The sequence below is a fragment of the Streptomyces sp. NPDC101181 genome, assembly GCF_044767975.1.
Classification (GTDB): domain Bacteria; phylum Actinomycetota; class Actinomycetes; order Streptomycetales; family Streptomycetaceae; genus Streptomyces.
In genome coordinates, this window is sequence record NZ_JBIWOX010000002.1 from 660,087 (window position 1) to 680,842 (window position 20,756).

The window sequence follows — 20,756 nt, forward strand, 5'->3', positions numbered from 1 at the left end:
CGCTTCGGCAGGCCGGCGGGGGGCTCGCTGGACCTGGACAGCGGGGACTCCTCGCGTGAACGACGACTGTGACCCTGAAGACGGGCCGGAGTGCAACGAGGTTGCACGGGGGTTCTCCAGGGTGTTCTACGGGACGGGCGGAAATGTTCTACGGGACGGGGTGAAAGGAGAGACGAATGTGCCGCAACGCTAGCGAGACCGATCGGAGGCCGTCCGGCGGACCCCTGAAAAATCACCCGAACGGGAGAGTTTCGGAACGGGTGATGGACGTCTGACCTGCGGAGCCGGGGGTACCGGCTGATCCGGACCGCCCCTCGATGGGCGAACCTCCCCCATCAATGCCATCTTTCAGACTGTTCACCCGTTTCCCTCGCACCTGGCCCCTAGACGGAGGAATCTGCCCGATGTCGCCCACGCGTGGAGCCCTCGTCACCGGCGCGGCGGTCACCGCCGCGGCCGCCGTCGCCCTCACGGTCGCCGTCTGGCCCGAGGGCTCCGGAAGCCACCCCTCCCGGGACGCGGCGTCGCCCTCCGGCACGTCCGCCGAAGCCGTCGCCCCCTCGCCCTCCCGCAGCTACCCGATGTCCACCGCCCCGAGTGCGATCCCGGCCGTCCGCGAGCACCGGGCGGCCCGGGGGCCGGGCTGGCGGCCGGGCCAGGACAGCGCTGTGGTCGTCGCCCGGGGCAGCCAGGTCCTCACGGACGAGGCGAAGCTGCTGGCCAAGGAGCTGAAGATCCGCTACGGGGGCACCGGGGCGGCCCGCGCCGGGGACGTCGAGCTGGCCCTGGGGGCGAAGGACGCGGGCCCCACCGAGTCGTACACCCTCACCGTGCGGGACCGGAAGGTGCGGATCACCGGCCCCGACGAGTCGGGCGTCTTCTACGGCACCCGCACCCTCAAGCAGTCCCTGAAGGCCGACGGGACCGTGCCCGAGGGCGTCGTCAACGACCGGCCGGACCGCCCGCAGCGCGGACTGAACCTAGACATCGCGCGCAAGCACTACAGCGCCGGGTGGATAGAGGACCGGATACGCGAGATGGGCGACCTGAAGCTCAACCAGCTCGGCCTGCACTTCTCCGACGACCAGGCCTTCCGGATCGAGTCGACGTCCCACCCCGAGGTGGTCTCCGACCAGGCCCTCACCCAGGACGAGGTCCGCCGGATCGTCGGCCTCGCCAACAGCAGGCACATCGAGGTCGTCCCCGAGATCGACTCGCCCGGACACCTGGGCGCGGTGCTGCGCGCCCACCCCGACCTCCAGCTCCGCAACACCGCGGGCGTCGTGTCGAAGGGGTCCATCGACATCTCCAAGCCGGCCGCGGCCAAGCTCATCGACGAACTTCTGGAGGAGTACACCGAGCTGTTCCCGGGCCGCTTCTGGCACCTCGGCGCGGACGAGTACCAGGCGCTGACCGTCCGCAATCCGGCCGCCTCCTACCCCCAGCTCCAGCGGGCCGCCGAGGAGCGGCACGGCGCGGGCGCCACCATCGAGGACCTCGCCACCGGCTGGCTGAACGACCGTGCGGCCGTCGTCGTCCCCAAGGGCCGGACCGCCAAGGCCTGGAACGACGGGCTGTTCCGGGACACGAAGGTCAAGGCCGACGAGAACATCGAGATCGAGTACTGGACGGGCAAGGAGATCGGCGCCCGCCCGCCGCAGGAGTACCTGGCCGCGGGCTACACGATGCTCAACCTCAACGACGAGTTCCTCTACTACGTGCTCGGCGAGCCCAACGACTTCGTCTACCCGACCGGTGAGCGGATCTACGAGCAGTGGACCCCGCTGGTCCTGCGCGGCACCGCACCGGTGGCCGAGCGCTACGGGAAGCAGATCCTCGGCGGCCGGTTCGCGGTCTGGGGCGATCTGCCGGACGCGCAGACCACCCAGCAGGTGGCCGACGGCATCCGGATGCCGCTGGCGGCGACCTCGCAGAAGCTGTGGGACCCGAGAAAGCCCGCGCTGAGCTGGGCGGAGTTCCAGAAGCTGGCCGCGCGGACGGGCGGCGCGGGATGAGCCGCCCGTCCGGCTGACGGGGGGCGGGGCGGGGCGGCCGCCGTCCCGTGGGTGACGTCTCGCCGGGATACCGATGCGCCGATGTGACGATTTTCAGCCATTCGGCGCAGTATCCGGTAGACCGAGGGAGACGTCGATGAGTCTGCTGGAACTGATCGAACGCGCCGACGAACGCGCGCTGGCCGCAGGCGCGCTGGCCTGCCTGGACCGGTGTCTGCCGCTGCTCGCGGAGCCGGACGGGCCGGAGCCCCTGCGGCCGCTCTGGGCGAGCTGCGAGGACGGTCGGGAATGGGCCATCCGGCTCGCCGCCGCCCGCACCGCGATGGATCAGGCACCCGTCCCCGACGGACCGGCCGCCCTCGTGCGCGCGATGCTCGCGGCCGCCCCCTCCGACTTCGCCGCCGCGCCCTTGCGGGAGTGGGCCGAGCGCTGCTCACTGCTCGCGCTGCGCGTCCACGGCCGCTTCGACGCCCCGGCCGGTGACGCGGGCGTGGACGAAGACCTGCTGCTGGAACGGGCCCGCGGCGGCGAACCCGCCCCGGTCGGCCCGCTTGTCGCGGGCGACCTGGAGCGCCAGGTCCGCATCCTGGAGATCCTCGCGGAGACCGGCGGCACGGCGGGCAGCGGCGCCGGTCTCCGCCAGGCGCTGGACCTGTCCACGGAGGGCCGCCGGGTGCTCCGCGCGGTGATGTCGCGCCGGGCCCGCGTCCGGGGCTGACACCGGCAGGCCGCCCGCGCCGTCCCGGGTCGGCGCGGGCCCCGGTCAGACCCGGCCGGAGAGAAGCGGCCGGGCGGACACCGCCGGACAGTCACCGCCGGAAGGACACAGCGGCCCAGCGGCGGAAAAGACCGCTGGAAAATCCCGCCGGAAAAGCGCAGCTGAAAGGACCGCCGGTCCCTCGGCCCGGGTGTCCTTCTTCCCGGCGCGGTTCCGCTCTTGAACAGTTCCGGGCGCTGTGCTTGGCTCCTTTTCCAAGGGCGATCGGGGGGCGCGCTGTTCCTCCGGTCCGCCGGGAATCTCGGGGAATTCAGGAGGCACGGCATGGCGCGTTCGGTTCTCGTCACCGGGGGAAATCGGGGAATCGGGAGGGCGATAGCCCTTTCCTTCGCCGAGGCGGGGGACCGGGTCGCCGTCACCCACCGCTCGGGCACCCCGCCGCAGGGGGTCCTCGGGGTCTCCTGCGATGTGACCGACACCGACCAGGTGGACCGGGCGTTTCAGCAGGTGGAGGCGGAGCACGGGCCCGTCGAGGTGCTGGTGGCCAACGCCGGTATCACCCGGGACAAACTGCTGGCCGTGATGCGCGACGACGATTTCTCCTCGGTGTACGACACCAATGTCGGCGGCGCTTTCCGGGTATCCCGGCGGGCGCTTTATCCGATGATGCGGGCCCGGGGCGGACGGATCGTACTGATCTCCTCGGTGGCCGGAATGCTGGGATCCGCCGGGCAGACGAATTACGCCGCGTCGAAGGCGGCCATCATCGGATTCGCCCGTTCCCTGGCGCGTGAGGTCGCCTCCCGGAACATCACGGTGAATGTGGTCGCGCCGGGAATCATCGACACCGACATGACCGCCGCGGTCCCCGAGGCGCGCCAGAAGGAGATGCGGGGGGGCGGGGCCCCCGGGGGGGGCGGGCCCCCCCCCCCCGGGGGGGGGGGGGGGGGGGGCGGGGGGGGCCCCCCCCCCCCCCCGACGAGGTGGCGCGGGTGGTGCGGTTCGTCGCGGGCCCCGACGCGGGGTACGTCACGGGCGCGGTCATCCCCGTGGACGGCGGACTGGGCATGGGGCACTGACCCTGGGTCCCTGGGTCCCTGGGGCCCTGGGGCCCAAGTCCCGGAGACCCTGGGGCCCGGAATCCCTGGGTCCCAAGGCCCCTGGCCCCTGGTCTCAGCTTCCCGCGGGCTGCTCCCGGCGGATCTCCGTGAGGCCGCGGACCGTGCGTTCGAGGCCCGTGCGCAGCGGTACCTGTGGCGTCCACCCGGTCACCGCGCGGAACGCCGAGGCGTCCACGGTGTAGCTGTGGAAGTCGGGCGGCGTGGCGTGGGCGGGCGGATCGACGGTGACGACCGGGACCGGCGGCCGGCCGGTGTGCTCCGCGGCGATCCCGGCGACCGAGGTGAACAGGTCCCGCAGGCTGGTCGGCCGGCCGGTGCCCACCACCCAGCTCCGCCCCGCCAGCGCCTCGGCGTGGTCCAGCGCCGTGACGAGCGCCCGTGCCGCATCGCTCACGTACAGCATGTCGCGGGCGATCTCCCCGTCCCGCCAGACCGTCAGCGGCTCGCCCGCCAGGGCCCGCCGGGCCATCGCGGTCACGACCCCGCGGTCGGCCGCCGTCGGGACCGGGCAGTCCCCGAACACGGTGGGAAGCCGCACCGAGACGGCCCGGACCACGCCCTCGGCGGTGGCTGACAGCAGCGCCTGTTCCGCCAGCAGCTTGTGCCGGTCGTAGACGCTGGCCGGGCGGTCCGGCTCACTGCCGTCGATGCGGTCGGCGGACGTCAGGCCGACCTGACTCGTGGAGCCGATGAACAGGCAGACGGGGGGCGGTCCCCCGGCTCTCTCGCGCACCGTGTCGATCAGGTCGTGCACCATGCCGACGTTGACCCGCTCGCTCTCCGGATCGTTCCCCGTGCGCCAGGCGTGGCTGTCGGTGCGGTGACAGATCAGGTGCACCACCGCGTCCGCGCCCGCGACGGCCGCGCGCAGATGCCCGGGGTCCGTGAGGTCGGCGGCCCGGGTCTCCACCTCGGCGACGCCCGGGGGCACCGGGCTGGCCCGCCGGGCCACGAGCCGCAGCCGGACCGGGGTACGCGCGAGCATCGCCGCCACCGCGGAGCCGAGGAACCCGGAGGCCCCCAGCACGGTGATCAGGGGGGCGCGCCCCGCCGGGCCCGTCGCCGCCCCGTCCGCGGCCGCGCTCATCGGGCCGGTCCCGCCGCCGGGCCGGGGACCGCGGCGCACAGCTCGGCCTCCAGCTCCAGACAGGTGGCGTAGTCCGGCAGCATCCCGGACTCCCGCGCCTCGGCGAGCGTGGGGGCCGACCGGTCACGGGGAGACAGCACGGGCGGCGGGCTCGGGGTGACCGGCAGCGCCAGCGCCGGGTCGAACACCGAGACGGCCTTCTCGTCCTCGGCGCGGTACCCGCCCGACAGCAGGTAGGACATCACGGTGTCGTCCTCCAGGGCGGTGAAGGCGTGCCCGACGCCCAGCGGCAGGTAGACGGCGCGGAACTCCTCCGCGTCGAGCAGCACGGAGTCCCACTGCCCGTAGGTGGGGGAGCCCACCCGGACGTCGACCACCATGTCCAGGGCCCGGCCCCGCGCGCAGTAGACGTAGGTGGCCATGCCCGGTGGCGCGGCGGTGTAGTGGACGCCGCGCACCACTCCGCGCCGCGAGCGGCTGTGCGCGGTCTGGGCGAGCGGGAACGGCGGGAGGCCCACCGCCCCGGTGTAAGGGTCGCGCTGGAACGGGGCGACGAACAGGCCCCGCTCGTCCGGGAAGACGGTCGGGGTGAAGACGCGGGCCCCCTGCACGCCCAGGGTCTGCCATTGCACGGAGTGATCCTCTCGTTCGGTGCGGTCCTGCGGCCGTCGGCGCCGTGGTCCGGCCCGCCGCCGGCCCGGGCGCTCACCACAGGCTGTGCAGGCAGGCCAGCAGGCTGCGTGCCTCGACGTTGACGTAGTAGCCCTGCCGCGCCAGCTCCCGCAGTTGACGGACCGTCAGCCAGCGGTGGGACTCGGGCACGTCGACCGGGACCTCGGCGCCGACGTCGATCACCCGGTGCCGGGTGACCGCCCGGTGGAACCGGCCGCCCTCCTCGGAGTGCCGGGCGTCGTAGCGGACGCGCGCCGCGTCCGCCGTCTCCGCGAGCGCGTCGAAGGGGCCCGGCGGCTCACCCGGGTAGTGCCGGTGCACGGTCGGCGCCAGCTCCAGCAGGTCGTGGAGCCCCGGCTCGGCCCGTGCCTGGACGAGCAGGTGCAGGGTCCCGGCGATCTCGCGCACCAGGAAGGTCGCCACGCTCTCGTTGCGGGGCGCGAGCAGCGGCTGCGACCAGCCCGGGACCTCCCGGCCGCTCGCCGTCACGTCGACGGCGATGATCCGGAAGGCCGTGCCGTCGTCGTCGCCCAGCTCCCCGTCGCCGCGGGTCCACCCCTCGATGCCGGAGAGCGGCAGCAGCCGGGCGTGCGCGGCGCACCGGCTCTTGGCGTCGTTCAGCCAGGTGCGCACCTCCTGCTCGTCGTGGCGTCCGGCGCCCTCCTCGGCGTAGGAGCGGGCGAGGGCCCGGACGAACGGGTCGTCGCTGCCGGGCGGCGGGCGGAACAGCGGGGTGCTGCCCAGCACCGACCGGGCGTCCATGTTGACGAGGTGGTCGGTGCGGAGCAGCCGCCGCAGTTCGTCCAGCTCCACCCAGTGGTAGTCCGGGTGGTCGGCGACCTCGGCCGTGGTCTCCACCAGCATGTTGCGGTTGCGCTTGCGCCAGAACCACGCCCCCTGTTCGGACTGGAGGCAGTCCACCAGCACCCGGCCCCGCCGGTCGCCGGTGAAGTGCTCCAGGTGGCGGGTGCCGTGGCCGCGGTGCACGCGCGTGTAGTTGCTGCGGGTGGCCTGCACCGTCGGCGACAGCTGCACCGAACCCACGTTGCCGGGCTCGGCCTTCGCCTGCATCAGGGCGTGCGGTACCCCGCCGAGCCGTTTGACCAGGATGCCGAGCATCCCGATCTCGGGCTGGGCGATGACCGGTTGGTCCCGCACGGTCCCGTCGGCCTCGTACCGGCGCATCCCGGTGACGGCGAAGAACCGGCCACTGGCGTGGACCAGGTCCCCGCCCTCCGGTGCGAAGTGCCACTGGCGCAGGCCGGCGAAGGAGGCGGGGGTGACCGTCAGCGGGACCGCCCGCCGCCGCTCCTCCCACCAGCGGCCGAAGGCGCCGGTCACGGAGGGGTGCGGGCGGGTGCGGGACTCCTCCACGGCGGCTGCCTCCTCGGGGCGGGTGGAAGGGGAGCTGCGGGGGACGGGGGTGTCACAGCCGGTCCGTCACCTCGCGCAGGGCCTCGATGACGCGTGCCTGGTCGTCCGGGCGCAGGGACGGGTACATCGGCAGGGAGAAGATCTCGCCCGCCAGGTGCTCGGTCACCGGCAGGGAACCGGGCTCGTACCCCAGGTGCGCGAAGCCGCGCATCGTGTGGACCGGCCAGGGGTAGCTGATGTTGAGGGAGATGGACCGGTGCTCCAACTCCTTCATGATCAGCTCGCGTTGCGGGTGGCGCACCACGTACACGTAGTACACGTGGTCGTTGCCCGGGGCGAGGGCCGGGAGCACCAGGCCGGTGCCGGCCAGGCCCTCGGCGTACCGGTCGGCCACGGCGCGCCGCCCCGCGAGGTAGCCGTCCAGCCGGGTCAGCTTGCGCCGCAGGATCTCCGCCTGCACCTCGTCCAGCCGGCTGTTGTGACCGGGCGTGGCCTCGACGTAGTAGCGGTTCTCCATGCCGTAGTAGCGCAGCCTGCGCAGCGCCTCGGCGGTCTCGTCCCGGCGCGTGAGGACGGCGCCGCCGTCCCCGTAGGCGCCCAGCACCTTCGTCGGGTAGAAGGAGAAGGCGGCGGCGTCCCCGGTCGTCCCGGCGATCCGGCCCTCGCGCCGGGCGCCGTGCGCCTGGGCGCAGTCCTCGACGAGCGCCAGGCCGTGGGCGCGGGCGAGCTCCTCCAGCGGGGCCAGGTCGACGCACTGCCCGTAGAGATGGACGGGCAGCAGGGCGCGGGTGCGTTCGGTGACGGCCCCCGGCACCTGGCTCACGTCCATCAGATACGTGTCCTCGTCGACGTCGACGAACACCGGCACGGCTCCGACCGCGTCGATGGCGACGACCGTGGGGGCGGCGGTGTTGGAGACGGTGATGACCTCGTCCCCGGGTCCGACGCCGACCGCGCGCAGCGCGAGCACCAGGGCGTTGGTCCCGTTGTCCACCGAGACGCACTGCCCGCCGCCGTGGTACGCGGCGAACTCGCTCTCGAAGCCCCGCACGCTGTCGCCCAGGATCAGCCGGCCGGAGCGGAACACGCTCTCCACGGCGTCGAGGATGTCGTCGCGCTCCGCTTCGAACTCGTTCAGGTAGTCCCAGACAGCGAGCGTCATGGCAGGGAGGCTCCATTCTCCTGAGGGTGCTCGGCGGGGCCCGGGGTGAGCTGCGCGGTGGGTTCCCCCTGCCAGACGGCGGCGGACTCGTCCAGCACGGAGATGATCCACGCGGAGAGTTCCTGGCCCCGGTCGGCGGCCGCCCGCTCCCAGCGGGTACGGCGTTCGGCGGTGACGTCCACCCGGACGTTGGCCGGCAGCTTCTCGGACGGCGGGCGCAGTCCCGCCTTGATGCGGCGGCGCAGCTCGTTCCGCGACCAGCCGAAGCGCTCCGCCTGGTTGAGCCAGTCGTCCTGCATCTCGACGGTGAGGCCCGCGACTTCGGCGTGGTGCTGGAAGCTCAGCCGGTCCCGCCTGCGGTCGGCGCCGAACTGCCCGGCGACCCACGCGTAGTTACGCAGCGTCTGATAACTGAGCGAGGTTTCGGCGATGGCGTGTTTGTAGCGGTCCGGATAGTGCTGCTGGCCGTAGATCAGCCAATCGCCGAACCACCAGCCGGACGAATCGTTGATGACGTAGATGTGTTGGCCGAGATCACGCCATTGATCCATCGGCATATGGGGAGGGAGGGTGAGCGATGTCCGGCCGGTTCGCGCTGCCCCCGTGCGGCCCGTCGAGAAGTTTCCGGAATTCCGGTTCCCCTTTTCCGGGGCTTCTCGGGTGGAAAGACGTGTACGTCTGTTCGGAGTATTAGGTAACATGCGCTCCATATTTAGCGAAACCCCCGGTTCGCGATGATCTTGGGCGGGATTGTTGATCCAACCGATGCGCAGTCTGCCTCACATGTTCGAGTGGCGTCCAGCATCTGTTTACACGGGGAAATTCTTCGGCGGGCGGCTACCGGGTGGTATCCGCGAGTCCTGCGGTGAAACCGCCGAAGGGCGACGCGGGCGGTCGCGGGTCCGCCTCCGTCGATCTTGAGCGGACGGCCGGGGGCGCCCTCGGGGGTACGGCCCCCGGTCCCGTCCGACCCCCCGACCGGGGCGCGTAGGCCGAGTGCTGTCCCGCCGGCGGGACGGCGCGCCCCCCCGTGCGCCCCCGCGGCCGGCCTTCTCCGGGGCCGCCCGCCGGGCGGGCGCGCGTCGCGCGCGTCCCCTTTCCGGGGCCTCCGGATGAATTACTTGACGTTTCCGGGACCGAGGTAATAGGAGATACCCATGAAAACTTCCGAACAAGAGAGCACTCGCCTCGCGTTTGTGGCCCGAACCATCGAAGACGTATCCGGAGTTCCGGCCTCCGACGTCTCGCCGGAGAAGCTTCTGGTGGACGAGCTGGGAATTGACTCGCTCTCCCTGGTGGAAATCACCTTCACGTTGCAGAAGGCGGCGGGCGTGGAGATCCCCGAGGAGGAAATGGCCGGAGTCCGCAGCGTCGCGGACCTCGTCGGCCTGCTGCCGGACGACCGTTCCTTCTAGCCAATTTGTCCGGTTCATGTTGCGGAGTGTCCGAATGTTCCGGACACCCACGCCCCTTGACGTGAGGTCAACACGTGCGTTACCACGAACTGTCGCCGCATGAGTTGCTGGCCGCCGGGAACCACGCCCCGGAGATCAACGACACCCCCTGGCTCGTCCGCTGGGACCAGGTGCGCGACCCCGAGGCGCTCGTGACCGGCCTCCTCCCCGACACCGTGGTCTTCCGCACCTCGGGGACGACCGGACCCCAGGAGAGCTGGGTGCGCACCGGACGGCAGCTCTGGGACGAGGCGGGCCTGCTCGCAGGTCTCCTCGCCCCCCGGCGGCCCGAGGCCCTGCTGGCCTGCGCCCCCGCCCGCCACCTCTTCGGGGCCCTCGCCACCGTGCTGCTCCCGGCCCGGCTGGGAGTGCCCGTGTGGTACCGGCCGCAGTACTACGGCGCCATGCCCCTGACGGAGTACCGCCGTTGGGCCGTGGTGGGCGTCCCGTGGACCTTCTCCGTGCTGCTCCGGCACCGTGAGTGGGTCCGGGCGGCCGACCAGCTGGCCGTCCTGCACAGCACCGCGATGCTCCCGGCCACGGCCGCCCGGCTCGTCCAGGAGCAGGGCGCCGACCGGGTCTTCGTCACGGAGGTGTTCGGTTCCACGGAGACCGGCGGCGTCGCCAGCCGGGTCTGGGCCCCCGACGAGCCGCTGTGGGAGCTTCTGCCCGACGTCCGGCCCGCCTGGGGCGAACCCGACGCCACCGGCGACGTACTGCTGGCCGTCAGCAGCCCCCGGCTCGCCGCCCGGCCCGGCCGGCCCCAGCCCGCCAGCCACCTCACCGACGACTACATCCGCCTCGGCCCGGACCGCCGCTTCCGCTTCTCCGGGCGCCGGGGCCGTCTGGTCAAGGTCAACGGACGCCGGATCAACCTCGACGAGCTGGAGCGGCTGATGCGGGACGTCGTGCACTGCGCCGACCTGGCCTGCCTGCCCGTCACGGACCCGGTCAGCGGCGAGAACCTCGACCTGCTCGTCGTCCCCGCCCCCGGCGAGGCGCCGGACGCCGGCCAGGTACGCGCCGTCCTCGCCTCGGCCGGTCTCGTCGTCCGCCCCCGGCGGGTCCACGTCGTCGACCGGATCGACCGGTCCGACACCGGCAAGCTCCGCCACGTACAGCCCCCTCCGACCACCCGAGCAGGAGCGTGAAGTGATCGTTGACACAGTGGAATCCCCCAAGGTGGGGCTCGCCGACCTCCTCTCCCAGGCCCGGCCGGGCGCCCGGCTCGACGCGTGCGACGCCGCGGACGCCGAACGGATGCGGGAAGGGGTCACGGCCCTGGACGAACTCCTGGCTTCCGACGGGCAGTTGTACGGCGTCACCCAGGGATTCGGACCGCTCGTCCTCTACCCGGCCGCGGGCGCGGGCGAGGACCAGGGCAGCGGGCTGATCGCCCACCTGGCCAGTGCGCAGGGGCGGCCGCTCCCGCCGGAGGTCAGCCGGCTGGTGGTGTGGCTGCGGCTCAACAGCATCCGCAAGGGCCACTCCGCCGTCGCCCCCGAGTTCTGGGACCGCCTCGCCGACCTCTGGAACCGCGGGTTCACCCCGGTCATCCCGCGCGACGGCACCGTCAGCGCCAGCGGCGACCTCCAGCCCCTGGCCCACGCCGCCCTCGCCCTCGCCGGTGAGGGCGAGGCCTGGCAGTTCGACGAGGACGGCGGATGGTCGACCGTGCCCGCCGCCGACGCGCTCGCCGCCCTCGGGGCCGAGCCCGTCGCCTGGCGCGCCCGGGAGTCCCTCTCCTTCGTCAACGGCACCAGCGTCGGCCTGGCCGCGACCATGTTCAACCACCGCGAACTGCTGCGCCTGTCCCGCGCGGTGGCCCTCCTGACGGCCAGGGCGGTGACGCTGCTGGGGTCCAGCCCGCAGGCCTACCACCCGGCCGTCGGCCACATCCGCGGCCAGACCGGCCAGATCCAGGCCGCCCAGTGGATACGCGACGGGCTGCCACCCGGGATGCGGCGCGCCCCGCACCGCCCGCTCCAGGAGCCCTACAGCCTGCGGTGCGCCCCCCAGGTCATCGGGGCGGTCCTGGACCAGCTCTCCGCGACCGAGGAGATCCTGGTACGGGAGGCGACCGGCTGCACCGACAACCCGCTCTACTTCGAAGGGGAGTTCCTGCACGCGGGCAACTTCCACGCGATGCCGGTGGGTCTGGCCTCCGACCAGATCGGGCTCTGTCTCCAGCAGATCGCCTTCCTCGCCGAACGGCAGCTGGCACTCCTGTGCACCCCGGCGACCAACAGCGACCGGCCGCCCATGCTCACCCCGAACCCGGGCAGCAACAGCGGCCTGGCCGGCGTCCAGCTGAGCGCCACCTCCTTCGTCTCCCGTATCCGCCAGCTGGTCTACCCCTCCGGGCTGACCGCGCTGCCCACCAACGGCTGGAACCAGGACCACGTCCCGATGGCGCTCAACGGCGCCAACTCCGTCGGCGAGGCGCTGGAGCTGGCCTGGCTGGTCGTCGGCTCGCTGGGCCTGGGCGTCACGCAGTTCGCCGCGATCGACGGCCGGGAGCCGGAGGAGAGCGGGGTGTGGGCCGAACTCGCCCGCGTATCACCGCCGTTGAGCACCGACCGCCCGCTGGCCGCCGAGGTCCGGGCGGCCCGCGACGTCCTCGCCGCGACCGCCGCCGATCTCATCAGCCGTGAGGAGGTCGGGGATGACGGACACACACGTTGACCCGGTGACCCGCCCCGCCGACGACGCCGCTCCCGCCCCCGCGCCGGAGCCCGCCGACGAGAGCGGGACCGGAGCCGACCACCGGCTCCCCGCGGTACTGCGCGGCGACGCCTGGCGCGACATGCTGCGCTACCTGCGCCCCTACCGGGGCGTGATCCTGCTGGGCGGCGCGCTGACGCTGCTCGGCGGCCTCTCCGGACTGATCCAGCCGATCATGGCCAAGAGCGTCGTCGAGGACCTGCAGAGCCAGTCCTCGGTGACCGCCACCCTGCTGCTGCTGAGCGGGTTCGTCCTGTTCTCCGCGGCGCTCGGCGCGCTGGGCACCTTCCTGCTCATGCGGGTCTCCGAGACGGTCGTGCTCAACTCCCGCCGCGAGGTCATCCGCAAGGTGCTCTGGCTGCGGGTCTCCGAGACCGACAAGTTCCCGCCGGGCGACCTGATGTCCCGCGCGACGGCGGACACCACGCTGCTGCGCAGCGCCGTCACCACCACCATCGTGGAGACCGTCAACGGGGTGGTGATGCTCACCACCATCGTCGTCCTCATGGGCTTCATGGACGTGGTGCTGCTTCTCACCACGCTCGGCGTGCTGCTGCTCGGCGCCGTCGTCATCGGCGTCGGCCTCCCGCAGCTGGAGAACGCCTCCCGCCGCGTCCAGGAGGGCGTGGCCGAACTGAGCACCGCCCTGGAACGCGTCCTCGGCACCTTCCGCACCATCAAGGCGTCCGGCGCCGAACACCGCGAGGCCGAGATCGCCGAGCAGGGCGCCCGGCGGGCCTGGCGGTCCAGCCTGAAGGTGGCCCGGCTGGAGGCGTTCATCAGCGCCTTCATCACCATCATGATCCAGATCTCGTTCCTGGCCGTGCTGGGCGTCGGCGGCGCGCGCGTGGCCTCGGGCGACATGAGCCTGGGCAGCCTCATCGCGTTCCTGCTCTACCTCTTCTACCTGGTCCCCCCGCTCGGCGCGCTCGTCACCGCGATGATGCGGTTCAACGTGGTCGCCGCCGCGCTCGGCCGGGTCAACGAGATGCTGCGGCTGCGGACCGAGCCGGAGCAGCCGCCCGCCCCGCGGACCGCGCGGGAGACGGCGGAACCCGCCTCGGTCGCCTTCCAGGACGTGGTCTTCCGCTACCCGGGCAACGACACCGTCGTCCACCACGACGTCACCTTCGACATCCCCCGCGGCGGCATGACGGCCTTCGTCGGCCCCTCGGGCGCCGGCAAGTCCACCGTCTTCGCCCTGATCGAGCGCTTCTACGAGGTGGAGAGCGGCCGGGTGACCCTGGACGGCAAGGACGTCACCCAGTGGTCCCTCGGCGATCTGCGCGCCTCCATCGGCTACGTCGAGCAGGACGCCCCGGTCCTGGCCGGGACCCTGCGCGAGAACCTGTGCATCGGCGCCCCCGACGCGGACGACGCGGCCCTCGCGGACGTGGTCCGCCAGGCCCGGCTCGAAGAGGTCGTCGCCCGGCTGCCCCAGGGCCTGGACACCGAGGTCGGCCATCGCGGGAACAAGCTCTCCGGCGGGGAACGGCAACGGGTGGCCGTGGCGCGGGCCCTGCTGCGCAGCCCCCGCCTGCTGCTGCTCGACGAGGTGACCTCCCAGCTCGACGCCCGCAACGAGAACGCGCTGCGCGAGGTCATCACCGAGGTGAGCGGCAGGACGACCGTGGTCGTCGTCGCCCACCGGCTGTCCACGGTCTCCATGGCCGACCGGATCGTGGTCATGGACGCCGGACGCGTCCGGGCGACCGGCACCCACGAGCAGCTGCTCAGCAAGGACGCCCTCTACCGCGAACTGGCGGCCACCCAGCTGCTGCTGCCGACCAACAGCCTGGACCCCTCCGCGATGCACCCCGCCGGGGACCTGGGGAGGACACCATGACCACCGACGTCTCCGCCCGCACCGCCCCGGACGGGATGCGGCTGCCCTTCGGCGACGGGGAGCCGGTCCGCCTGGAGTTCCTCGCCGACAGCGTCGCCCGGCTGGCCGAGGAGACCCCGCGGCAGCCCGCCCTCACCGTGCTCGACCGGCGCAAGGTGCCCGGCGTCGCGGGCCGCCAGGAGACCGTCACCACGCTCAGCTACCGCGAACTGCACGCGAGGGCACGGGCGGTGGCCTCCGAGCTGCACCGGATCTGCCCGCCGGGCGAGCGCGCCGCGGTGCTGTGCCGCCACGACGAGCACTACGTCGTCGCGTTCCTCGCCTGCCTGTACGCGGGGGTGGTGGCCGTACCGCTGTACGCCCCCGAGCTGTTCCGCAGCCAGACCCGGCTGCGGTCCGTCGTCCAGGACAGCGCGCCCGTGTGCGTCCTGACCACCTCGCACACCGACGCCGACGTGCGGGCCGCCCTGGCCGAGGCCGACTGGAAGGGCGACCGGGTCCTGCTGGTGGACACCGCCGCCACCGGCGAGGCCCAGGAGCTGGACGTACCCGCCGCGCTCCCGGGGGACGTCGCCTACCTCCAGTACACCTCCGGCTCCACCGGCGCCCCCTCCGGGGTCCGGGTCACCCACGCCAACCTCGCGGCGGCCGCGTACCAGATGCGGGCGCGGTTCATGCCGGCCCGCACCGCGGTCTCCTGGGTCCCGTTCTTCCACGACATGGGGCTGATCTGCGGCATCGCCGCCCCGCTCAGTGCCGGGCTGCACATGGTGCACCTGAGCCCCATGGGCTTTCTGCACCACCCCTACCGCTGGCTGCGGGCGATCTCCGACCACCGCGCCGAGTGGACCGTGACGCCGAACTTCGGCATGGCGCACTGCGTCCAGCGGATCAGCGCCGAGGAGGCCGCCGGGCTCGACCTCAGCTCTCTGGAGGCGCTGGCGATCGGGGGCGAACCGGTGCACGCCCGGTCCGTCGAGGCGTTCGTGACGGCGTTCGGGGCGTCGGGGCTGAACGCCTCGGTGCCCGTGCCGTGTTACGGGCTGGCGGAGGCGACCCTGTCGGTGGCCATGACGCCCGCGGGCGAGGGCGCGGTCGGCCGCCACTTCGACCGGGCGGCCCTCGCCGCGGGCGAGGTGGTCCCCGTCCCGCCAGGCCCGGACGCCACCACGCTGGTGAGCAGCGGGCGGCCGGTGGCCGGGGCCGCGATCCGGATCGTCGACCCGGACACCGGGCAGGACGTCACCGGGCGGGTGGGGGAGATCCTCGTCGCCGGGCCGAACGTCACCGACGGCTACTGGAACCGGCCCGGGAGCACCGCCCGCACCTTCGCGGACGGCTGGCTGCACACCCGCGACTGGGGCTTCTTCCACGAGGACCTGCTGTACGTGGTGGGCCGGATCGACGACGTGATCATCGTGCGGGGCCGCAACCACTTCCCCGAGGACATCGAGCACACCGTGGAGGGAGCCGCCCCGGTGTCGGCCACGGCGATCGCGGTGGAGGGCGTCGAGGAGCAGCGGGTGGTGGTCCTGGCCGAGACGGAGGCGTCGATGCTGAACCTCCCCGAGACCGACCGCACCGCCCTGCGGGAGCGGGTCCGCCAGGCGGTCAGCCGCCACCACGGCCTCGCCGTCAGCGACCTGGTGCTGCTGCGCAGGGGCGTGCTGCCGCGCACCACCAGCGGGAAGATCCAGCGCCGCGCGGCCCGGGAGCGGTACGCGGCCGGGGAGCTGGGCGGGTGAGCCGTCCCGCGGCCGGCGGACCACGTCGGTGGTCCGCCGGCCGCGGGACGGCGGCGCGTGGTCGTCGGGTGCGGCGCTAGCGGGTGCGGCGCCAGAACACCCCGACGCCGTCGATCTCCTCGATCGGATCGGTGATGCCGTGCTCCCTGCGGTACTGGTACACCGCGATGCGGCACGGAGGCAGGGCCCGGTAGTCGTCCACGATGACGTAGCCGCCCACCGACACCTTGGGGTAGAGGTGCACCAGGGCGTCCATGGTGGACTCGAACAGGTCGCCGTCGAGCCGGAGCACCGCGATCCGCTCGACCGGGGCGGTGGGCAGGGTGTCGCGGAAGTAGCCCTCCAGGAACCGCACCTGGTCGTCCAGCAGGCCGTAGCGCCGGAAGTTCTCCTGGACGGTCTCCAGCGGCACGCCGAACACGTCGTTGTAGCGGTGGAGCGGGGCCAGTTCGTCCCCCGGGTACTTCTCCGGGTCGCCCTGCGGGATGCCCTCGAAGGAGTCGGCCACCCACACCGTGCGGTCCGTCACGCCGAACGCGCTGAGCAGGGCCCGCATGAAGATCGTCGTGCCGCCCCGCCAGACCCCCGTCTCGACGAGGTCCCCCGGGACCCCGTCGCGCAGGACCCGCTCGACGCAGTCGTGCACGTTGTCCAGCCGCTTGCGGCCGATCATCGTGTGCGCGACCAGCGGGATGTCCCGCCCCCCGGCCCGCAGGTCGGCGTCGTAGTCGATCTTCGGCAGTCCGGCGTCGAAGTCCCGGTCCTGGACCCAGCCGTGGGCGGCGTCCTGGTAGATGGTGTTGGAGACGACTCTCTTCATGAGATCCAAATAGAGAGCCTGGGCTTTATCTGCCATGTCGGAAACCTTTGCTCGAACAGCGACGGATGCCCGGAAGGGTGGGGACTGCCGTTGATCCGCCCCGTTGCGGACGGTGCGCCTGTCCCGCCGGCGGGACAGGCGAGAAAAAGAATCCCCAGGTAATTCACGGCAGTCAAGAAGTGGTTTCCGACCGGTTGACCGACACCATTCGATGCGCCACGATGACGGCTGCCGCGAAGAGTTGCCGCAATAAGGAGGTCCCGTCATCGACACGGAAGAAGCCGGCCAGGAGCTACGCTCCGGCCGTATAGTCCGGATCACGCATTCCACCGATGCGGACTACGAACTGTTCGTGGAATGGCTCAACCCGCAGGGACGCGTCGCGGCGCTCACCGGGGACGCGGGCGAACAGGTCACGGTCGCGGCGCTGCGGCGCGAGGTCGAGGTCAACAAGTCGCGCTACTGCACCATCCGCACGCTGGCCGGACGGCCCGTGGGCATGGTGAAGTTCTTCCGCATCGGTCCGGACGCCTACGAGATCAGCGGGGCCATCGGCGAGGACGGGCTCTGGACCAGGGGGTTCGGCGCCGAGGGGTTCGGCCTGCTGATCGAGTACCTCTTCGCCGACCTCGGCGCCCACCGGCTCCAGTTCCGGGTCGGCTCGCACAACAGGGCGATGCTGGACATGGTGATGCGCTTGCGTTTCTTCATGCTGGAGGGAATTCTTCGGGACCGCCAGCTCGTCAATGGCGAACGCCACGATCTCCTGGTGTGGGCCATGCTCCGAAACGAGTACGAAGCGCTCTTCGTCCGCGGAGAATGGGAGAGCCGCCCCACCGCCGCATCCGCGGCCTCGGAAACGGATTCCGAACGGCGGCTCGTACGCGAGATGCTGACGAACTACCTGCGTTCGGGAGTTCCCACCTCCCTGACCGCCTATCAACCCGAAACCGTCGGATAGCCCTGCTTTTCCCCGCTGTCCCCAGCGCGCTGATGGAGGTTTCCCGTGGCCGTGGACTGGTCGATATACGCCCTGGCCGACCCCGTCTTCTTCGAGTCCCCGGAGAAGGCGGCGGAGCAGACGCTCCTGGCACCCTCGGCGTTCGCCTCGTCCGTCACCGGCTGGCGGCGGGAGCGGCGGCGCTTCTGGGAGGTGTACACCCCCGACGGTCCCGGGGCACCCCCGCTGCCCGAGCAGGGCTGGAAGATCCACATCTCGGCCACCACGGCCAACGCCGCCCGGGTGCTGGAGATCACGGCCGGGCACTGCCGGTCGGCGGGCGTCGCCTTCAAGCATCTGGGCAGCACCCAGCTGCTGGAGGCGATGAACTCCAAGTACGCGCCCCGCTCGGCCGGCGGCAAGTTCCTCGCCCTCTACCCCCGCGACACCGAGGAGTTCCGCCGTACCGCCGAGACCCTCGCCGAGCGGCTGGTGGGACAGAGCGGCCCCTACGTGCTCACCGACTGCCGCTGGGGCGAGGGACCCGTCCACTTCCGCTACGGCGCCTTCCGCGAGCACTGGTGCTGGACCGAGGACGGCGAACTGGTCCCGGCCTTCCTCCAGTCCGACGGCAGCCGGGTCCCCGACCTCAGACGCCCCGGCTTCAGCGTCCCCGCCTGGGTGGAGCCACCGGACTTCCTGCGCCCGCACATCGAGCGGCGCACCGCGCCCAGCGGCGCGTTCGACTACGACGTGGAACAGGCCCTGCACTTCTCCAACGCCGGGGGCGTCTACACCGCGAAACGCCGCTCCGACGGCCTGCCCGTGGTGCTCAAGGAGGCCCGGCCGTACGCCGGAGCGGCCCCCGACGGCACCGACGCCGTGGCCCGGCTGGACAACGAACGACGCGTCCTGGACCGGCTCACCGGGCTGCCCGGCGTGCCCCGGGTGCACGGCGAGGCCGTCCTCGGCGGGCACCGGATGCTAGCCGTCGAGCGCATGGAGGGCGCCACCCTCCAGCGCTGGGTGGCCCTCAACCACCCCTTGCTGACCTGGCGGCAGGTCACGGACGAGGCGCTGGCCGCCTACACCCGGCGGGCCGAGGCGGTGCACGCGGCCGTCACGGAGCTGCTCGCCGCGGTGCACGGGCGCGGGGTGGTCTTCGGCGACCTGCATCCCGCGAACATCCTCATCGAGGAGGACGAGCCCGGCGCCGGACCCCGGGTCGCCTTCGTGGACTTCGAGATGGGGTTCCCCGCGGACCGGGAGGTCCGGCCCGTGCTCGGCCACCCCGGGTTCACCGCCCGCGCCAGGACCGGCACCGCCGTCGACCTGCACGCCCTGGCCGTGCTCCGGCTGTGGCTCTACCTGCCCAACACCGCGGTCCTGGGCCTGAGCCAGGACAAGGCCGAGGACCTGATCGCCGAGGCCGCCCGCCTCTTCCGGCCGCCGCCGGACTTCGCCACCGGGCTGCGCGCCCGGCTCGCCCCGGAGGCGCTGCCGCGCACCGGTACCGCCGCCCGCACCACCGCCCGCTCCGAGGTCCGCATCGACCGCGCGCCCGTCGACTGGGCGGCCGCCAGGGCCTCGCTCGCGCGGGGCATCGCGGCCACCGCGACCCCGGAGCGCACGGACCGGCTCTTCCCGGGCGACCCGCAGCAGTTCCAGGTCGAGCCCGGCTCCTTCGCCCACGGAGCGGCCGGGGTGCTGTGGGCCCTGTCGGTCGCGGCCGGGGCCCGCGACGCCCGGCACGAGGAATGGCTGCTGAGCGCCGCCCGCGCACCGCATCTGCGGCCCGGCTTCTACGACGGCGCGCACGGCGTCGCCTTCACCCTGGACCACCTGGGCCACCGGGAGGCCGCGGCCGAGCTGGTCGAACGGACCCGGCCCCGGCTCGCGGAGATCACCGACGTCTCCCTGTACAGCGGTCTCGCCGGCATCGGCCTCAACCTGCTGCACCTCGCCGGGGGCGAGGCGGGACACCCCGCGCGCCAGGAGGCCATCGGACTGGCCGAACGCGTACGGGAGGCCGTGCGGAGCCCCGCGCCCTGCGGGATCGACCGCGCCCCCTCGGGCGCGGGCACCCGCGGCGGGCTGCTGCGCGGCTGGTCCGGCGCGGCGCTTTTCCTGCTGCGCTGCTACGAGGCCACCGGGGAGAAGGAGTACCTGACCGACGCCGTCCGGGCGGTCCACCGCGACCTCGACCTGTGCGACGCGAGCACCGACGACGTCCTGCGGGTCAAGGGCGGCATCCGGGCGCTGACGTACCTGGAGATCGGCTCGGCGGGCATCGGTCTGGTCGCGGACCTGCTGGACGCGCACCTCGCGGACGACCGGCTGTCCGCGGCGCTGCCCGCCCTCGCCCGCGCCGCCTGCACGCCGTACGTCATCGAGAGCCAGCTGTTCAACGGCCGCTCCGGGCTCCTCGTGGCGGTGCACTCGCTGCGGCGCCACCTCACCGGCGTACCGGGTGACCACGTGCGCGAGCACCTGGCCAACCTGCACTGGAACGCCCTCGCGTTCGACGGCCACCTGGTCTTCCCCGGAGCGGGAGGACTGCGGCTGTCCATGGACCTGGCCACCGGATCGGCCGGAGTCCTCAGCGCCCTCTCCTGTGTGCAGGAGGGCGGCCACCCTGTGCTTCCGTTCCTCGAACCCCGGGTCGCGCACCGACTGGCGGCACCGGCGGGGGAGCGATCCCGAGGCGGGAGAGAGGGAGGTGATTCGTGATGAACGTTCTGGACCTCCAGGAGATGGGGACGCCGGCGCCCGACGCCGAGCTGCTCATCAGCACCGTCAGCTCCAACTGCTGACCCAGGATGTCCCGGCGGGAGACCGCGGGGATCGCCCAGCTGTGCGGGACCGAGCCGAGAGGAGGTGATTCGTGATGAACGTTCTGGACCTCCAGGAGATGGGGACGCCGGCGCCCGACGCCGAGCTGCTCATCAGCACCGTCAGCAACGGCTGCTGACCCGGGACGTCCCGGCGGGAGACCGCGGGGATCGCCCAGCTGTGCGGGACCGAGCCGAGAGGAGGTGATTCGTGATGAACGTTCTGGACCTCCAGGAGATGGGGAAC

At 72.7% G+C, this 20,756-nt stretch carries 15 protein-coding genes and 1 pseudogene; 10 read left to right on the forward strand and 6 right to left on the reverse strand.

Annotated features, from left to right (window positions below; translation table 11 throughout):
- Positions 1-404 precede the first annotated feature (404 nt).
- The 3 genes and pseudogenes from ACIRRU_RS06665 to ACIRRU_RS06675 all read left to right on the forward strand — a co-directional run bounded on the left by ACIRRU_RS06665 (position 405) and on the right by ACIRRU_RS06675 (position 3,812).
- Complete coding sequence (locus ACIRRU_RS06665) at positions 405-2,015, forward strand: glycoside hydrolase family 20 protein (protein WP_403676912.1); 1,611 nt, start codon at positions 405-407, stop codon at positions 2,013-2,015.
- Positions 2,016-2,151: 136 nt separating this feature from the next.
- On the forward strand, positions 2,152-2,733 hold the full coding sequence (locus ACIRRU_RS06670) for a hypothetical protein (RefSeq protein ID WP_403676915.1): 582 nt from the start codon (positions 2,152-2,154) through the stop codon (positions 2,731-2,733).
- Between the two features lie 324 nt (positions 2,734-3,057).
- A pseudogene (locus ACIRRU_RS06675) lies at positions 3,058-3,812 on the forward strand (SDR family NAD(P)-dependent oxidoreductase).
- A gap of 94 nt (positions 3,813-3,906) precedes the next feature.
- On the opposite strand, the gene ACIRRU_RS06680 reads toward ACIRRU_RS06675, so the two are convergent.
- The 5 genes from ACIRRU_RS06680 to ACIRRU_RS06700 all read right to left on the reverse strand — a co-directional run bounded on the left by ACIRRU_RS06680 (position 3,907) and on the right by ACIRRU_RS06700 (position 8,859).
- Entirely contained in the window at positions 3,907-4,941 is a 1,035-nt protein-coding gene (locus ACIRRU_RS06680; protein ID WP_403676918.1) for an NAD-dependent epimerase/dehydratase family protein, read from the reverse strand.
- Positions 4,938-5,573, reverse strand: a complete 636-nt coding sequence (locus tag ACIRRU_RS06685; RefSeq protein ID WP_403676921.1) for a dTDP-4-dehydrorhamnose 3,5-epimerase family protein — start codon at positions 5,571-5,573, stop codon at positions 4,938-4,940. The genes ACIRRU_RS06680 and ACIRRU_RS06685 overlap by 4 nt, the downstream gene beginning before the upstream one ends.
- 73 nt (positions 5,574-5,646) lie before the next feature.
- Complete coding sequence (locus ACIRRU_RS06690) at positions 5,647-6,987, reverse strand: NDP-hexose 2,3-dehydratase family protein (protein ID WP_403676924.1); 1,341 nt, start codon at positions 6,985-6,987, stop codon at positions 5,647-5,649.
- A gap of 52 nt (positions 6,988-7,039) precedes the next feature.
- Entirely contained in the window at positions 7,040-8,149 is a 1,110-nt protein-coding gene (locus ACIRRU_RS06695) for a DegT/DnrJ/EryC1/StrS family aminotransferase (RefSeq protein WP_403676927.1), read from the reverse strand.
- Complete coding sequence (locus tag ACIRRU_RS06700; protein ID WP_363200623.1) at positions 8,146-8,859, reverse strand: LmbU family transcriptional regulator; 714 nt, start codon at positions 8,857-8,859, stop codon at positions 8,146-8,148. The genes ACIRRU_RS06695 and ACIRRU_RS06700 overlap by 4 nt, the downstream gene beginning before the upstream one ends.
- Positions 8,860-9,306: 447 nt before the next feature.
- Here ACIRRU_RS06700 and ACIRRU_RS06705 point away from each other — a divergent pair, with 447 nt between their 5' ends.
- The 5 genes from ACIRRU_RS06705 to ACIRRU_RS06725 all read left to right on the forward strand — a co-directional run bounded on the left by ACIRRU_RS06705 (position 9,307) and on the right by ACIRRU_RS06725 (position 15,918).
- Positions 9,307-9,564 (forward strand): acyl carrier protein, encoded by a 258-nt coding sequence (locus ACIRRU_RS06705; RefSeq protein WP_403676931.1) that lies wholly within the window; start codon positions 9,307-9,309, stop codon positions 9,562-9,564.
- Positions 9,565-9,638: 74 nt separating this feature from the next.
- Positions 9,639-10,754 (forward strand): AMP-binding protein, encoded by a 1,116-nt coding sequence (locus ACIRRU_RS06710; protein WP_403676934.1) that lies wholly within the window; start codon positions 9,639-9,641, stop codon positions 10,752-10,754.
- A 1-nt stretch (position 10,755) separates the two neighbouring features.
- A complete protein-coding gene (locus tag ACIRRU_RS06715) occupies positions 10,756-12,288 on the forward strand; it encodes an aromatic amino acid ammonia-lyase (protein ID WP_363200626.1) in 1,533 nt (510 codons plus the stop codon).
- On the forward strand, positions 12,269-14,173 hold the full coding sequence (locus tag ACIRRU_RS06720; protein WP_403676937.1) for an ABC transporter ATP-binding protein: 1,905 nt from the start codon (positions 12,269-12,271) through the stop codon (positions 14,171-14,173). Before ACIRRU_RS06715 ends, ACIRRU_RS06720 begins: the two co-directional genes overlap by 20 nt.
- Complete coding sequence (locus ACIRRU_RS06725; protein WP_403676940.1) at positions 14,170-15,918, forward strand: fatty acyl-AMP ligase; 1,749 nt, start codon at positions 14,170-14,172, stop codon at positions 15,916-15,918. Before ACIRRU_RS06720 ends, ACIRRU_RS06725 begins: the two co-directional genes overlap by 4 nt.
- Before the next feature lie 76 nt (positions 15,919-15,994).
- Here ACIRRU_RS06725 and ACIRRU_RS06730 read toward each other — a convergent pair whose 3' ends face one another.
- On the reverse strand, positions 15,995-16,774 hold the full coding sequence (locus ACIRRU_RS06730) for a TylF/MycF family methyltransferase (RefSeq protein ID WP_363200629.1): 780 nt from the start codon (positions 16,772-16,774) through the stop codon (positions 15,995-15,997).
- Positions 16,775-17,054: 280 nt separating this feature from the next.
- Between ACIRRU_RS06730 and ACIRRU_RS06735 the strand changes: the two genes are divergently transcribed.
- Both ACIRRU_RS06735 and lanKC read left to right on the forward strand, forming a co-directional pair.
- On the forward strand, positions 17,055-17,699 hold the full coding sequence (locus tag ACIRRU_RS06735; protein ID WP_403677048.1) for a GNAT family N-acetyltransferase: 645 nt from the start codon (positions 17,055-17,057) through the stop codon (positions 17,697-17,699).
- 51 nt (positions 17,700-17,750) lie between these two features.
- On the forward strand, positions 17,751-20,408 hold the full coding sequence (gene lanKC / locus ACIRRU_RS06740) for a class III lanthionine synthetase LanKC (RefSeq protein WP_403676944.1): 2,658 nt from the start codon (positions 17,751-17,753) through the stop codon (positions 20,406-20,408).
- The last annotated feature ends 348 nt before the right edge of the window (positions 20,409-20,756 follow it).

Coding starts and splice junctions, on each gene's coding strand:
- ACIRRU_RS06705 (WP_403676931.1), top strand. CDS start 9,307: ATGAAAACTTCCGAACAAGAGAGCACTCGCCTCGCGTTTGTGGCCCGA.
- ACIRRU_RS06695 (WP_403676927.1), bottom strand. CDS start 8,149: ATGACGCTCGCTGTCTGGGACTACCTGAACGAGTTCGAAGCGGAGCGC.
- ACIRRU_RS06725 (WP_403676940.1), top strand. CDS start 14,170: ATGACCACCGACGTCTCCGCCCGCACCGCCCCGGACGGGATGCGGCTG.
- ACIRRU_RS06665 (WP_403676912.1), top strand. CDS start 405: ATGTCGCCCACGCGTGGAGCCCTCGTCACCGGCGCGGCGGTCACCGCC.
- ACIRRU_RS06730 (WP_363200629.1), bottom strand. CDS start 16,774: ATGGCAGATAAAGCCCAGGCTCTCTATTTGGATCTCATGAAGAGAGTC.
- ACIRRU_RS06700 (WP_363200623.1), bottom strand. CDS start 8,859: ATGGAGCGCATGTTACCTAATACTCCGAACAGACGTACACGTCTTTCC.
- ACIRRU_RS06670 (WP_403676915.1), top strand. CDS start 2,152: ATGAGTCTGCTGGAACTGATCGAACGCGCCGACGAACGCGCGCTGGCC.
- ACIRRU_RS06720 (WP_403676937.1), top strand. CDS start 12,269: ATGACGGACACACACGTTGACCCGGTGACCCGCCCCGCCGACGACGCC.
- ACIRRU_RS06680 (WP_403676918.1), bottom strand. CDS start 4,941: ATGAGCGCGGCCGCGGACGGGGCGGCGACGGGCCCGGCGGGGCGCGCC.